15 protein-coding genes and 8 tRNA genes are annotated in these 13159 nt (G+C 73.3%); 11 read left to right on the forward strand and 12 right to left on the reverse strand.

The window, feature by feature from the left end; all coding sequences use genetic code 11:
- Positions 1-95: 95 nt before the first annotated feature.
- Together ABZ956_RS23335 and ABZ956_RS23340 are read right to left on the reverse strand one after the other, a co-directional pair.
- On the reverse strand, positions 96-1271 hold the full coding sequence (locus ABZ956_RS23335) for a hypothetical protein (RefSeq protein WP_361896908.1): 1176 nt from the start codon (positions 1269-1271) through the stop codon (positions 96-98).
- On the reverse strand, positions 1271-1954 hold the full coding sequence (locus tag ABZ956_RS23340; RefSeq protein WP_361896911.1) for a DUF4365 domain-containing protein: 684 nt from the start codon (positions 1952-1954) through the stop codon (positions 1271-1273). The genes ABZ956_RS23335 and ABZ956_RS23340 overlap by 1 nt, the downstream gene beginning before the upstream one ends.
- A 165-nt stretch (positions 1955-2119) precedes the next feature.
- Here ABZ956_RS23340 and ABZ956_RS23345 point away from each other — a divergent pair, with 165 nt between their 5' ends.
- Positions 2120-2845 carry a 3'-5' exonuclease gene (locus ABZ956_RS23345; RefSeq protein WP_361896914.1) on the forward strand — a complete coding sequence of 242 codons (726 nt, stop codon included), beginning with the start codon at positions 2120-2122 and terminating at the stop codon, positions 2843-2845.
- 74 nt (positions 2846-2919) lie between these two features.
- Here ABZ956_RS23345 and ABZ956_RS23350 read toward each other — a convergent pair.
- From ABZ956_RS23350 to ABZ956_RS23360, 3 genes are all read right to left on the reverse strand, one after another.
- Positions 2920-2991, reverse strand: a tRNA-Val gene (locus ABZ956_RS23350).
- Positions 2992-3159: 168 nt separating this feature from the next.
- Positions 3160-3231, reverse strand: a tRNA-Val gene (locus tag ABZ956_RS23355).
- A 75-nt stretch (positions 3232-3306) separates the two neighbouring features.
- Complete coding sequence (locus tag ABZ956_RS23360) at positions 3307-3747, reverse strand: TIGR02611 family protein (RefSeq protein ID WP_361896917.1); 441 nt, start codon at positions 3745-3747, stop codon at positions 3307-3309.
- A 191-nt stretch (positions 3748-3938) separates the two neighbouring features.
- Between ABZ956_RS23360 and ABZ956_RS23365 the strand changes: the two genes are divergently transcribed.
- Together ABZ956_RS23365 and ABZ956_RS23370 are read left to right on the forward strand one after the other, a co-directional pair.
- Positions 3939-4352 carry an SsgA family sporulation/cell division regulator gene (locus tag ABZ956_RS23365; protein ID WP_003959770.1) on the forward strand — a complete coding sequence of 138 codons (414 nt, stop codon included), beginning with the start codon at positions 3939-3941 and terminating at the stop codon, positions 4350-4352.
- 209 nt (positions 4353-4561) lie between these two features.
- The gene (locus ABZ956_RS23370) at positions 4562-5095 is read left to right on the forward strand and encodes a CGNR zinc finger domain-containing protein (protein WP_361896920.1); all 534 of its coding nucleotides are present in this window, start codon (positions 4562-4564) and stop codon (positions 5093-5095) included.
- A gap of 24 nt (positions 5096-5119) precedes the next feature.
- Here ABZ956_RS23370 and ABZ956_RS23375 read toward each other — a convergent pair whose 3' ends face one another.
- Positions 5120-5260, reverse strand: a complete 141-nt coding sequence (locus tag ABZ956_RS23375) for a hypothetical protein (protein WP_177338528.1) — start codon at positions 5258-5260, stop codon at positions 5120-5122.
- 68 nt (positions 5261-5328) lie between these two features.
- On the reverse strand, positions 5329-5778 hold the full coding sequence (locus tag ABZ956_RS23380) for a hypothetical protein (RefSeq protein WP_361896923.1): 450 nt from the start codon (positions 5776-5778) through the stop codon (positions 5329-5331).
- A gap of 136 nt (positions 5779-5914) precedes the next feature.
- Between ABZ956_RS23380 and ABZ956_RS23385 the strand changes: the two genes are divergently transcribed.
- On the forward strand, positions 5915-6430 hold the full coding sequence (locus ABZ956_RS23385) for a DsbA family protein (RefSeq protein ID WP_361896926.1): 516 nt from the start codon (positions 5915-5917) through the stop codon (positions 6428-6430).
- On the opposite strand, the gene ABZ956_RS23390 is transcribed toward ABZ956_RS23385, so the two are convergent.
- From ABZ956_RS23390 to ABZ956_RS23400, 3 genes are read right to left on the reverse strand one after another with little or no spacing between them, the layout of a single operon-like run.
- Positions 6427-7248 (reverse strand): GNAT family N-acetyltransferase, encoded by an 822-nt coding sequence (locus ABZ956_RS23390; protein ID WP_361896929.1) that lies wholly within the window; start codon positions 7246-7248, stop codon positions 6427-6429. The two genes, ABZ956_RS23385 and ABZ956_RS23390, sit on opposite strands and share 4 nt — an antisense overlap.
- 40 nt (positions 7249-7288) lie before the next feature.
- Positions 7289-8110 (reverse strand): aminodeoxychorismate lyase, encoded by an 822-nt coding sequence (locus ABZ956_RS23395; RefSeq protein WP_361896931.1) that lies wholly within the window; start codon positions 8108-8110, stop codon positions 7289-7291.
- A complete protein-coding gene (locus tag ABZ956_RS23400; protein ID WP_361897148.1) occupies positions 8107-9147 on the reverse strand; it encodes a chorismate-binding protein in 1041 nt (346 codons plus the stop codon). The genes ABZ956_RS23395 and ABZ956_RS23400 overlap by 4 nt, the downstream gene beginning before the upstream one ends.
- A gap of 231 nt (positions 9148-9378) precedes the next feature.
- Between ABZ956_RS23400 and ABZ956_RS23405 the strand changes: the two genes are divergently transcribed.
- The 6 genes from ABZ956_RS23405 (at position 9379) to ABZ956_RS23430 (ending at position 9906) form a co-directional block, all read left to right on the forward strand.
- Positions 9379-9451: transfer RNA gene (locus ABZ956_RS23405), tRNA-Gly, on the forward strand.
- A gap of 35 nt (positions 9452-9486) precedes the next feature.
- Positions 9487-9560 (forward strand) — tRNA-Cys (locus ABZ956_RS23410).
- Position 9561: 1 nt separating this feature from the next.
- Positions 9562-9636 (forward strand) — tRNA-Val (locus ABZ956_RS23415).
- 20 nt (positions 9637-9656) lie between these two features.
- Positions 9657-9728: transfer RNA gene (locus ABZ956_RS23420), tRNA-Val, on the forward strand.
- Positions 9729-9739: 11 nt separating this feature from the next.
- A tRNA-Val gene (locus ABZ956_RS23425) sits at positions 9740-9811 on the forward strand.
- A gap of 23 nt (positions 9812-9834) precedes the next feature.
- A tRNA-Val gene (locus tag ABZ956_RS23430) sits at positions 9835-9906 on the forward strand.
- 212 nt (positions 9907-10118) lie between these two features.
- Here the strand turns inward: ABZ956_RS23430 and ABZ956_RS23435 are convergent.
- Positions 10119-10382, reverse strand: coding sequence for a hypothetical protein (locus ABZ956_RS23435; protein ID WP_361896934.1), 264 nt, complete (start codon positions 10380-10382; stop codon positions 10119-10121).
- Positions 10383-10965: 583 nt separating this feature from the next.
- Between ABZ956_RS23435 and ABZ956_RS23440 the strand changes: the two genes are divergently transcribed.
- On the forward strand, positions 10966-12255 hold the full coding sequence (locus tag ABZ956_RS23440; RefSeq protein WP_361896937.1) for a serine/threonine-protein kinase: 1290 nt from the start codon (positions 10966-10968) through the stop codon (positions 12253-12255).
- 48 nt (positions 12256-12303) lie between these two features.
- On the opposite strand, the gene ABZ956_RS23445 is transcribed toward ABZ956_RS23440, so the two are convergent.
- Positions 12304-13122: an RNA methyltransferase gene (locus ABZ956_RS23445; RefSeq protein ID WP_361896940.1), complete on the reverse strand. Its 819-nt coding sequence runs from the start codon at positions 13120-13122 to the stop codon at positions 12304-12306.
- Positions 13123-13159 lie beyond the last annotated feature (37 nt).

The raw sequence follows: 13159 nt of genomic DNA on the forward strand, positions 1-13159 counted from the left end.
GTCTCTCCTGACGTATGGGGCGCTGCAGTGGTCACTGCGCGCCTGAATCGTACCGAGCCCGGCGCACTGGACGCTAAACGGTTATCCGGCGCCGGTCATCCGGCATCGTGCTTCTCCTCGAAGACGTCGAGGTTCTCGTGCAGGGACTTCAGCAGCCGGTCCCGCTCCGCCTCGTCGACCCGGACGGGCAGCACGCCGCCGGCGTCGGCCAGCCGACGGAAGCCGGCCCGGCTCTCCAGCCGTCCGCTGACGGTGACAGCCAGCCCGGCGAGGTGGGCGTGGCCGGCGATGCGGTAGTCGTCCTCGGCGAGGGTGGCCCGTACCTGGGTGACGTCCGCGCCGGTCAGGACGCGCAGTCGCACGGTGCCGGGCCCGCCGGGCGCCTCGCGGCGCATGCGGACCACGGTCGCGGTGAGCCGTACGGGCAGGGAGGGCTCGTGGCGTACGTAGCGGGCGCCGGCCTCGCGCAGCGCGGGCAGGTCGCCCGCGGAGAACTCGACGGGTTCGGGGCGGGCGGCGAAGCCCTCGGGCGGGCCCACGGCCGGTGCCCACTCCACTGCGATGCGTATCCCCTGCGCGCCGCCGACCAGGGCGACGAGGGCCTCGGTGAGCTCCTGGCACACGCCGGCCCCGACCGCGGCGTCGAAGGCGTCCGGGCGGCCGGTGGCGCGCTGGTAGTCGGTGGCGTCCCGGGCGGCCTGCAGGGCGCGCAGCAGTGCGGTCACCAGGGGGCGGCCGCCTTCGGTGACGGCGCCGACCGGGGGTTCGACCGGTACGAAGACGGTGAGCCGGCGGCCTTCGGGGTCGGGGCAGGCCAGCAGCGGGTCCAGGGCCGCCTCGGCCTGCCGGCGGCCGCGGGCCCCGTGGTGGCCGGCCCTGCCGCGGGCGGCAAGGGCCCCGGCGAGCAGGAGGGCGCGGGCGCCGGACCGCAGGCGTTCCTGGGCGCTCCAGGCGGCGGGGGCGCCGGGCCCGGGGATCTCCTGGCACCAGCGGATCTCGTCGCTGGGCCGGTGCAGGGCCAGGAGGATGTCGCGGGCGGAGGGCGCGGCGCTGCGCTCGAGGGCGGTGAGGGCCTCGGCGAGCAGGTCGGCGCTGTCGGGGAAGGCGTGGCCGACGGGCACGAGGAGGCTGGTGCCGGTGCCCTCGGGCGGTGTCCAGCGGCTGTAGCGCCCGGGCGCTCCCCCGCGCCGCCGCCAGCCGTGGCGCGCCAGGAGGGCGCCGAGAACGGCGGGGTCGGGGTGGTGCCGGGGGTCGTGGGTGGGCCGGTGCATCAGGGTCTCCCTCCCGCCCCGACCCGGGTCATGATCTCGCAGAGTGCGCGGTCGTCGAAGACGCGCGAGGTCGGGATCCGCACGGTGGTCCTGCGCCGGCCGGTGACGGGGTGGCCGGCCAGGTTGGTCCAGTAGCAGCAGTGCCGCAGTGCGAGGTGGTCGTGGCCCGCCAGCAGCCAGTCGTCCCGGGCGCGCGGCACGATCATCACGACGAGGATCTTGTGGACCGACACGGGGGTGCGGGCGAGCTTGGCCAGGTGGTCGTTGTCGAGGGTGAAGGCGAAGGTCGGCCCGGGGGGCGGGAAGGGGGCGGGCGGCAGCGGGGGGCGGGGCTCCGGCGGGCGGGCCGAGGCGTGGGCGGTGAGGTGGCGGGGCGGGCGGGCGGCGGGTGAGGCCGTGGGGGCGCGGGGGCCCAGCTGGTAGGTGCTCTTGAGCTGGACCTTGATGGTGACCTCGTCGTCGGCGGCGTGGCCGGGGGCGCTGTGGCTGACGTGCCAGTCGATGCCGTTGTCGGGGAAGGGCTGCGCGAGGGAGCAGCCGGCGGCGGCCGCGACGGCGTGCAGGTAGCCGACCTGGAGGGTCTCCATGCACGCGGTGGTGGCGAGGGTGCCGCGCGGTGGTGCGGGCTGCCCGGGCGGCCGGCCGCTCGTGGGCGTGGCCGGGTCGGGCTGAGCGAGCGCCATGTCCGAAATACCTTCCGGGCTCGCATGTTTTCGGGTCTCCTCCTGTGTTGTCTCCATGCGAACTCCCCGGCAAACAGCGGCGGTTCGGGCAGCGGGGTGGCCGGGTATCACCTGAGCGGGGAGGCGAAACACGCCATGTGACGTACAAGCGCGAGGAGTTGTGTCATGCCCTGTTGGTTCGAGGGGCCGTTGGCCGCCTTCGACACCGAGACGACCGGTGTCGATGTGGAGCACGACCGGATCGTCTCGGCGGCCTTCGTGACGCAGTCACAGGCGGGGGCCTCGCCGGTGGTCACGCGGTGGCTGGTGAATCCGGGGGTGCCCGTGCCCGCGGAGGCGACGGCGATACATGGGCTCGGTGATGAGCATCTGCAGCGCCACGGCCGGTGGCCGGCGCCGGTGATGGAGGAGGTGGCGCGGGCCCTGGCGGGGCATGCCACGCGGGGCATACCGCTGGTGGTGATGAACGCGCCGTTCGATCTGACGCTGCTGGACCGGGAGTTGCGCCGGCACCGGGCGTCGTCGCTGGCCTCGTACCTGGGGGGCGGGGCGCTGTGCGTGATGGACCCGTGGGTGCTGGACAAGCATCTGGACCGCTACCGCAAGGGGCGTCGCACGCTGTCGGATCTGTGCGCGCACTACGGGGTGGAGCTGGCGGGGGCGCACGACGCGGCGGCGGACGCGACGGCGGCGCTGGAGCTCGTCCGGGCGGTGGGGCGCCGGTTCGCCTCGCGGCTGGAGCGGCTGAGCCCGGCGGAGCTGCACACGCGGCAGGCGGTGTGGCACGCGGCGCAGGCGCGGGGGCTGCAGGCGTGGTTCGCGCGCAACGGCTCGGACGAGGAGTGCGATCCGGCGTGGCCGCTGCGGCCGGGGCTGCCCGCCGCGGCGTGAGGGCGGTGGCGTAACGGGTGGGCGGCAATGCGGAAGGCCGGCCCATCAGTTGATGGACCGGCCTTCCGGATGTGTGGGCGATACTGGGATCGAACCAGTGACCTCTTCGGTGTGAACGAAGCGCTCTCCCGCTGAGCTAATCGCCCGGGAGCGTCTCGGGGTTTCCCCCGGGAACGCACTGAACAATACAGGTCGCGGCGGGTCTCGTTCAAATCCCGTCCGGCGGTCCTTTCCGGTGGGCGCCCGGGCCCGCTCCGGGGCGCAAAAAACCGAGGGCCCGCGAAGTGTGTACCTCGCGGACCCTCGGTGTGATGTGGGCGATACTGGGATCGAACCAGTGACCTCTTCGGTGTGAACGAAGCGCTCTCCCGCTGAGCTAATCGCCCGGGCGCACCGCAAACATTACCGCATGTCAGGCGGTGCCTAGAACCACCCGTGCCTGGTCAGGGGCCGGGCGGTGGTCAGCGGGAGACCTTCCAGGGCATCTGGATGCCGTACCGGGCGACGTAGACGCCGACGAGGGCGGTGACGATGACGAGCCCGATCACGGTGAGCGTGATGTTGCGGCGCCGGACCCTGGGGTCGAGGGCGCGCTGGGCGGCCTCGGTGACCTTGCGCTTGGTCCAGCGCAGCACCAGCTGGGCCCAGACGAACTCGGTCGCCCAGATCGCCATGCCACCGAAGATCACCAGCCAGCCCGGCCCGGGCAGGGGCAGCATGATGACGCCGGCCACGACGACGGCCAGGCCGACGACGAAGACGCCCACCTGCCAGCTCAGGTGCAGGGGCCGGGACCGCTTGACGAAGTGGGGGGCCCGGGAGCCGAGGGGCTTTCCGGGCTCGGCGATGTCGTCGATGTCGTCCGCAGCTGCGGATCTCTGCTCGTCACTCTCCGCGTTCATACGGCCCAAAGTACCCGACGGGCCCGAAGTCACCGGTTCGGCGGTACGCGCGCCGCGACGACTGGGCCGTACGAGGTATACGAAGGGCCTCAAAACGGTCAGAGGGGTTTACAACGGCACCGTAGGTGGCATGTCGATTTCGCCGACGTGCGAATCCCCGAGCGCACACTGAGCGAAAGGCCCTGGCGCTTATGAACACCACGGTCAGCTGCGAGCTGCACCTGCGCCTCGTTGTGTCGAGCGAATCCTCACTGCCTGTACCCGCAGGCCTGCGGTACGACACGGCCGATCCCTATGCCGTGCACGCCACCTTCCACACCGGAGCCGAAGAGACGGTCGAGTGGGTCTTCGCCCGGGACCTGCTCGCGGAGGGCCTGCACCGGCCCACCGGAACCGGCGACGTCCGCGTCTGGCCCTCCCGCAGCCACGGCCAGGGCGTCGTCTGCATCGCCCTGAGCTCGCCGGAGGGCGAGGCCCTGCTGGAGGCCCCGGCCCGGGCCCTGGAGTCGTTCCTGAAGCGGACCGACGCCGCGGTTCCACCGGGCACCGAACACCGTCACTTCGATCTGGACACCGAGCTCTCCCACATCCTGGCGGAGAGCTGATGCCGGGCCGGAGCTGATCCGGGCGCGCCGGCCCACTCGGGGAGGCCGCGCGCCACATCCGGACATCTCGCATACGGCACGAGGACGGCGCCGTCGCCGCGGATCCACCGCGGGCGACGGCGCCGTCGCGTTGCGGAGCCGCTAGAGTCTGCTCCCCGCGGTCGAACACTTGCCGCCCTACCTCCATCCGGCCAGGGAGCGAACGTTCCGTGCTGATCAACCACGACACCCGGTGCACGCTCGACGCCATCGTCGACCTGTTGAACATGGACCTCGACGACCTGGCCGCGCTGGAGGGCTTCGTCGAGCGCCACGACATCAGCGGCATCGACACCCTCGGCGAGCCGGATCTGGCCGCCGTGGGGTCCATACGCGACCGGATCGCGCAGGTTTTCGACGCCACCGACACCCGGTACGCCGCGGAGCTGCTCAACGCGCTGGTGGCCCAGGCGGGCACCACGCCCCGGCTCACCGACCACGACGGCTACGACTGGCATGTGCACTACTTCGCGCCCGGCGCCTCGCTGGCCGAGCACCTGGCGGCCGACGGCGGCATGGCGCTGGCGTTCCTGCTGGTGGAGGGCGAGCGCGAGCGGCTGCGGCGCTGTGAGGCGCCGGATTGCGGACGGGCCTTCGTCGATCTCTCCCGCAACCGCTCGCGCCGCTACTGCGACGGCCGCACCTGCGGGAACCGGCTGCACGTCGCCGCGTACCGGGCGCGCCGCCGGGGGGCCTCGGACTGACGGGCGGCACCGGACGGGCGCACGTCACCACCGGTAGAGGTCGTGCACGGCGGTCACGAGGATCAGGGTCGCGATGAAGGCGAGGAAAAACATCAGCGGCGGCTGGGAGAGCGCGAACAGACAGCCGCGCGGCTCGTCGGTGATCTGGGCCGGTTCGTCGTTCATCTCCGACAGATCATGGCGCAGCTCCGCCGGGGGACCTCACCAACGTGTCACTCGTGAGGGGGAGTTGTTCAGATTCCGTGTTTTTTGAGGATCGCTTCGATATCGGAGAAGTCCTCCGCGTCGCCGCCGGAGCCGCGCGTCCCCCTGCTCTTGGGGCGGTCCGCCGTACGGGCCGGGCCGAGCGAGGGCGCCGAGGCGGCCGGGGCCACCGCGGCTCCGGGTGCGCCGGCCGCCGCCTCGCGGCGCTGCTTGCGGGTGCCGCCGGTGCGGCGCTCGGCGGCCCGGGTGATCATGAACAGGAGCGCGGAGAGCGCGAGCACACCGAAGCCGGCCCAGACGGTGGGCTTGAACACCAGGTCCGTGACCCAGTCGACGACGCCCGTCATGACGAGGCCGACGGGGATCAGGGACCAGGCCGCTATCCGCGCGGCACGCAGGAAGCGCTTGCGGTAGGCCGTCAGCAGGGCGATGCCCAGGCCGGCCGCGGATACCGCGGCGCATACGGTCGAGGTCAGCATCCGGTCCTCCTGCCGATGGTGGGTCCTGCATCCATCCTGCACCGGCCATGGCGGCCGGGGCCACGGCCGGCCCGGAGATCGGGGAGAACTCCGGGTCGTCTCAGGGTCGCCGCCGCCGGGCTGGAAGACTGGCTCCATGAGCGATAGCGACACCCCCCGCCCCGTCCGCCCCGTCCTGGACGTGTGGTGCGAGCTGCAGTGCCCCGACTGCCACCGGGCCATGGACGACCTGCGCGCGCTGCGCGCCCGCTACGGCGACCGGCTCGAGATCCGGCTGCGGCACTTCCCGCTGGAGAAGCACAAGCACGCCTACGCCGCCGCGCAGGCCGCCGAGGAGGCCGCAGAGCAGGGGCGGGCGTGGCCGTACGCGGAGGCGGTGCTGGCCCGCACCGAGGAGCTCGGCGCCCGGGGCGAGCGGCTGCTGACGGAGATCGCCGGTGAGCTGGGCCTGGACGCCGGGGAGGTGGACACCGCGCTGATCGACGGGCGCCACATGCTGATCGTCGACGCCGACCAGGCCGAGGGCAAGGCGATCGGCGTGACCGGCACGCCCACCTACGTCATCGACGGCGAGCGGCTGGACGGTGGCACGAGCCAGGAGGGGCTGCGCGAGCGCGTCGAGGAGATCGTCGACCGGCTGCTGAACGCCTAGTGCAGCACTTTGTACAGGTGGATCTGGGTGGGCTCGTAGCCCAGTGACGTGTACAGCCCCAGGGCCGGGGTGTTGTCGGCGAAGACGTTGAGCCCGAGGGTCGTGGCCCCGGCCGCCAGGCACTCGCGCTCGGCGAGCAGCATCAGGGTGCGGCCGTGGCCGCGGCCTCGGTGGCGGGCGTCGACCTCGACGTCGAAGACGAAGCCGCCTTCGCCGGACAGCGACAGCCACAGGGTGCCCACGTCGACGCCGTCGTGCGCGAGGACGCGCAGCACCGCGCCGGGGCTGGCCACGCCGGCCGGCAGCTTCGCGGCGTGATCGGTCTCGGCCTTGGCCTCGGCCCGGTCGCGGGAGACGCCGCGGTCCCGCCACATCCGGGCGTACTCGGCCTTCGCCGCCCGCTGCCACGGCGCGAACTCCGCCTCGCTCATGGGGCGGGCGACGCTGCCCGCCGGCAGCTCGGGGACGGTGGCCAGCGGCTTGGTCATGTTGCGGTTGCGTTCGACGTAGCCGAGCGCGCCCGCCAGCGCCAGGGCGGTGGCGGCCCCCGCCGGGACGCTCACGTTGATCTGCGCGCACCCCCAGCCGCGCAGCACCTCCTCGGCGGCGAGCGCGGCCACCGTGCCGCGGCCGCGGTGCCGGTCGCGCTCGTCGATGGCGAGGTGGGCTATCCGGCCGAAGCCGGGCCCGAAGCGGGCGTCCGTGGCGAGGTCGATCCTGCCGACGGGCCGGGCGTTGACGCAGACCTCGTACGAGCGGGACCGGCCGCCGTCGTCGGTGCGCTGCTCGGGTGCGGTGGGCCGCAGGGTGGTGGTCACGTTGGTGTTGTACCGGCCCCGCGGCCCCACGTCACCCGGTTTACGGATCGAGGTCCGCGGTCGCGTGCTCGTCGAAGATCCGCATGGCCTTCGCGGTCACCGGGCCCGGGGCGCCGGGCAGTTGACGACCGTCAAGAGTGTGCACGGCCTGCACGTCGCGCAGGCTGGAGGTCAGGAAGATCTCCTCCGCGCGGTCCAGGACGTCGAAGGGCAGGTCGGTCTCCTTCGCGCCAGCCCACTCGACGACCAGGGCGCGGGTGATGCCGGGCAGGCAGCCGGAGGAGACGGGCGGGGTGTGCAGCTCGCCGTCGAGGACGACGAAGACGTTGGAGCCGGTGCCCTCGCAGAGCGCGCCGACGGTGTTGGCGAACAGCGCCTCGCCGGCGCCCTGTTCCCTGGCCCGGGCCAGGGCGACGACGTTCTCGGCGTACGAGGTGGACTTCAGGCCGGCCAGCGCGCCGCGCTCGTTACGGGTCCAGGGGACGGTGACGGCGGCGGTGCTGTCGGCGTGGGGGGAGGTCGGTACGAGGGCGACGACGAGGGTGGGGGTCACGGCGCCCCGGTCCGAGCCGAGCGGGGCGACGCCGCCGGTGTAGGTGATCCGCAGCCGGCCGAGCGGCATGGGGTTGGCCTCGAGCACCGCCGCGCAGGCCCGGCGGATCTCGTCCGCGTCCGGCTCGGGCAGGCCCAGGCCGCGGGCGCCGGCGCCGAGGCGGGCGAGGTGACGGGTCAGGGCGAAGGCCCGGCCGTCGGTGGCCTTGAGCGTCTCGAAGACGCCGTCGCCGACCGTGAGCCCGTGATCGAAGACCGAGACCTGGGCGCTGTCGGCGTCACGCAGTGCGCCGTTGAACCAGATTCTCACCGTTTCGTCCCTCCTAGCGGCTGCTGTGCTGCCGACGCTATCGCGAGGAGCCGGGACGCCTTCAGTTCCGTCTCGGCCCACTCCCGCTCCGGGTCGGAGCCCCAGGTGATGCCGGCGCCGGTGCCGAAGCGCAGCACGGGGCCGCCGGTGGCCGCGCGGTCGATCCAGAACGTGCGGATGCCGACGGCCAGCTCGCCGGTGCCCCGGTCGGCGTCCACCCAGCCGACGCCGCCGCAGTACGGGCCGCGGGGCGCGGTCTCCAGGGCCTCGATGATCCCAAGGGCGCTGGCCTTGGGGGCGCCGGTCACCGAGCCGGGCGGGAAGGTGGCGGCGAACAGGTCGGCCCAGCCGGCGCGCTCGGCGAGCTCGCCGCGGACGGTGGAGACCAGGTGGACGAGGCCGGGGTGCTGTTCCAGCGCGCACAGGGCGGGGACGGTCACGGTGCCGGTGGCGCAGACGCGCCCGAGGTCGTTGCGGACCAGGTCCACGATCATGACGTTCTCGGCGTGGTCCTTCTCCAGCAGATCCCCGGCGGTCCGGCCGGTGCCCTTGATGGGCCCGGACTCCACGGTGCGCCCGGAGCGGCGCAGGTAGAGCTCGGGTGAGGCGGTGGCCACCTCCACGCCGTGGGCGGGCAGCCGGACCGTTCCCGCGTAGGGGGCGGGGTTGCCCTGGGCGAGGAGGGCGGTAAGGGCGTCCACGTCGGCGGCCGCCGGCTCGGGCAGGGGCGCGCTCAGGACGCGGCAGAGGTTGGCCTGGTAGACCTCGCCGGCGGCTATGTGCTCGCGTATGCGCCGTACGCCCGCGGTGTAGGCGGCCCGGTCCAGCGAGCTGCTCCAGTCCTCGGGGGCGGGGCCGCGCCAGCCGCCCGGCACGGGCGCGGGGGCCGGGGCGGGGCGTACGTCGCCGAAGCGGGCACAGGTGAGGCGCCCCTCGAAGTCCGCGACCACGGCCCACCAGCCGGTGGAATCCAGGGCCGCCGGGTCGCTGGTCACATCGCGCAGATCGGTGGCGAGGAGACCGCCGAAGCGGGCCATCGGGGAGATCGTCGGGGGGAGGCTGTGCACGTCATCGAGTCTATGGCGGCACCCGTGAAGATCGTCCGTGAGCCGTGCGGGAGGCGGGCCGGCGGCGAGCGGGAGCCCTCCGGGCGGCGCCCTCGTGGACGATCAGCGCAGCATGCTGGGCAAACGGAATTTGAGCTGGCGCCGGAATCCGCTAAAGTTCAACACGTCGCCGGGACGCGGAAGCGGGCCGGAAAGACAAATGCGGACGTAGCTCAGTTGGTAGAGCACCACCTTGCCAAGGTGGATGTCGCGAGTTCGAGTCTCGTCGTCCGCTCGAGTTGGGGGATCTTCCCGAACCCCCGCACTCCTGGTGGAGTGGCCGAGAGGCGAGGCAACGGCCTGCAAAGCCGTCTACACGGGTTCAAATCCCGTCTCCACCTCCAAGGACGATTAGCTCAGCGGGAGAGCGCTTCCCTGACACGGAAGAGGTCACTGGTTCAATCCCAGTATCGTCCACCAGGGTCCTCATGGACCTTCCCGCGCGATTAGCTCAGCGGGAGAGCGCTTCCCTGACACGGAAGAGGTCACTGGTTCAATCCCAGTATCGCGCACGCAGCGTCCCGGACGATTAGCTCAGCGGGAGAGCGCTTCCCTGACACGGAAGAGGTCACTGGTTCAATCCCAGTATCGTCCACCGAGGTCCTCACGGGCCTTCCCGCGCGATTAGCTCAGCGGGAGAGCGCTTCCCTGACACGGAAGAGGTCACTGGTTCAATCCCAGTATCGCGCACGCTGATCGGCCGGTGGCCGGGGCTTTCGGGCTCCGGCCACCGGCCGTTTTCGTCGGTCCGCCCGCCCGTCGGCCGGGCCCGGCCCGGGAAACGCGACGGCCGGGTACCTCCCCAGGTACCCGGCTCGTCGTGCCGTCCGCCGCACCCCCGTCCCCACGGGGTTATGACCGGTCTGTACCCGGCCCGGGCCGCTCTCCCGGGCCGGAAGCGCTCAGCGCCCCAGCATTCCGGCCACGGACGACGCTTGAAGGACGACGGCGTCCCAGCCGCCGAAGACCACCGCCAGGAAGGCCGCCAGCGGCAGCACCATGGCCGCCGCGACCAAGGGGTGGCGGGTGGTCGAGGCCCTTGAAGGAGGGGAAGGAGGCGCGGGAGACGCGGGCGTCGAGGGCACAGCCGCCCGGCGCTCGCCGAAGACGTCCGCGCCCCGGCCGCCGTGTGCCCGGTGGCCCGTACGCCCCGCGATGTGCGCCATCGTCCCGCTCCCTTCATGTGTGCGGAGCGGCGGGCACCTGGCCTCGGGGGACGAGTGTCGTGCCCGCCGCTTGTCTTCAACCCTAGGCGCGGGGCCCCTGCCGGGCGTCATGCCCTCGTACCGCTTGCCGGTTCTCCCGGAGGATGAGGGTGGTACCTGGGTGGTACTCCCCTGGGTGGAGACCGACCCCCTTGGCCTTGGGGTCTTCCCGGAGGGGGGACCGGTGACTTCGCTCACTTCCGGCCCACTGCGCCGGGCGACCGTCCGCGCCTGCCGGGCGGCCCCGCCCACCACCGCTTCATACGTTCGAGCCGGACCGCGCCACCACGCCACCGTCGTCCCAAGATCACCATCCGTCCCGTCAATCCCCCTGTGGCGATGGCCCCTTGGGAGGCAGCCCGCACGCCGGTGACCTGCGGCCGGATCCCCCGGACGGGGCCGCGGGCGCCTGGCCGGGCACCGACAATCCACCCGCCGACGCATGCGCGGCCTCTGCGCACGACCGTCCGTCAATCCGTAAGCTGTGCCACGTCAGACGCCGGGAAGCTACGTGGGGCAGCCCCACCGGAGGTAGGGGACGAAGATGACGATGATGCGGCTCCGGCGCGAGGACCCGCGTGTCGTCGGCTCGTTCCGGCTGCACCGGCGGCTGGGCGCGGGCGGCATGGGCGTGGTCTATCTCGGCTCCGACCGGCGCGGCCAGCGGGTCGCGCTGAAGGTGATCCGGCCGGACCTGGCCGAGGACCAGGAGTTCCGCTCCCGCTTCGCGCGCGAGGTGTCCGCCGCCCGGCGGATCCGCGGCGGCTGTACGGCGCGGCTGGTGGCCGCGGACCTGGAGGCGGACCGGCCCTGGTTCGCCACGCAGTACGTACCGGGGCCCTCGCTCCACGACAAGGTGAACGAGGAAGGGCCGCTGTCGGCGGCTCAGACCGCCTCCATCGGGGCAGCGTTGGCCGAGGGCCTGCTGGCCGTGCACGACGCCGGAGTGGTCCACCGCGACCTCAAGCCCTCGAACATCCTGCTCTCCCCCAAGGGCCCCCGCATCATCGACTTCGGCATCGCCTGGGCCACCGGGGCGAGCACCCTCACGCACGTGGGCACGGCCGTCGGCTCCCCCGGTTTCCTCGCGCCCGAGCAGGTGCGGGGCGCCGCCGTCACCCCCGCCACGGACGTCTTCGCGCTCGGCGCGACCCTCGTCTACGCCTCGACCGCCGACTCTCCCTTCGGACAGGGCAGTTCGGAAGTCATGCTCTACCGCGTCGTGCACGAGGAACCGCAGCTCATGGGCGTACCGGACGCACTCGCCCCGCTGGTGCACGCGTGTCTGGCCAAGGACCCGGAGGAGCGGCCGAGCACGCTGCAGCTCTCGCTGCGGCTGAAGGAGATCGCCGCGCGCGAGGCCCACGGCATCGGCGAGGGCCGGCCGCCGGCGCCCCGCCGCGAACCGGACCGCCCCTCGGCACGGCGGGCGGCGGAGTACGAGCGCCAGCGCACCGAGCGCCGCCCCGGCAGCGCCCCCACGCCGCGTCCGCACGCGCCCCACGGCTCTCCCGGCGGGCATGCCCCGCACGGGGGCGGCGCCCGCGCCGGCGGTGGCCGGATGCCGGACGGCCGGCCCGTGCCGCAGCGCGGCGGCGGCCAGGCCACGGGCGGCCGGGGTGCCGCCCGCCCCGCCCGGCGCCCGCGGCCGGCCGCACGACGCCCGGGTCCGGACCGCAAGCTGCTGCGTCAGCGCCTGATCGTCTTCGTGGTGGTGACCCTGCTGGTCGCCCTCGGCATCGCGGCCGCCCAGGGCTGCCAGGGCCCCGCCCACAGCATGGGCGAGCTGCCGGTCACCGTCTCCCGGGACGTGGCCCCGGACACCGGTCCTTGATCGCCGGACGGGCTCCGGGCCGGCGCCACCGGCCTCACGCCACCGGTCTCAGGCCGTCGGACGGCCCGTCGTGACCGCGTAGAAGGCCACGGCCGCCGCCGCGCCCACGTTGAGCGAGTCGACTCCGTGGGCCATCGGGATACGGACCCACTCGTCGGCCGCCCGCAGGGCGCGGGGCGACAGGCCGTCACCTTCCGCCCCCAGCATGAGCGCCACCCGCTCCAGGCGGTGCGGTGCCGCCTCGTCCATGGAGGTGGCCTGCTCGGCCGGGGTGAGGGCGAGGACACGGAATCCCGCCTCGCGCACGGTCTCCAGGTCGCCGGGCCAGGTCTCCAGGCGCGCGTACGGGACGGAGAAGACGGCGCCCATGGAGACCTTCACCGAGCGCCGGTAGAGCGGATCCGCGCAGTCCGGGGAGAGCAGGACCGCGTCCATGCCGAGGGCCGCCGCGCTGCGGAAGATCGCCCCGATGTTGGTGTGGTCCACGAGGCTCTCGAGAACCGCGACGCGTCGTGCGTCCCGCAGTACCTCGCCCGCCGCGGGCAGCGGCTTGCGCTGCATGGACGCGAGCGCGCCGCGGTGGACGTGATAGCCCGTCACCCGTTCGGCCAGGTCCGGCGTCACGGTGTAGACGGGGGCGGGGCTCGCCTCGATGACGTCCCGCATCACCTCGATCCACTTGGCCGTCAGCAGCATCGACCGCATCGCGTAGCCGGCCTGGTGGGCTCGCCGGATCACCTTCTCGCCCTCGGCGATGAACAGGCCCTCCGCCGGCTCCCGGCGGCGGCGCAGCTCCACGTCCGTCAGGCCCGTGTAGTCGTGCAGGCGCGGGTCGTCGGGGTCGTCGATGGTGATGAGTTCGGCCATGGGAGGTGCTGCCTTGTCCTGGTGCGGGTGGTGCGGG

It is taken from the genome of Streptomyces sp. NPDC046261 (assembly GCF_040646235.1).
In the GTDB taxonomy this organism is placed as follows: Bacteria; Actinomycetota; Actinomycetes; order Streptomycetales; family Streptomycetaceae; genus Streptomyces.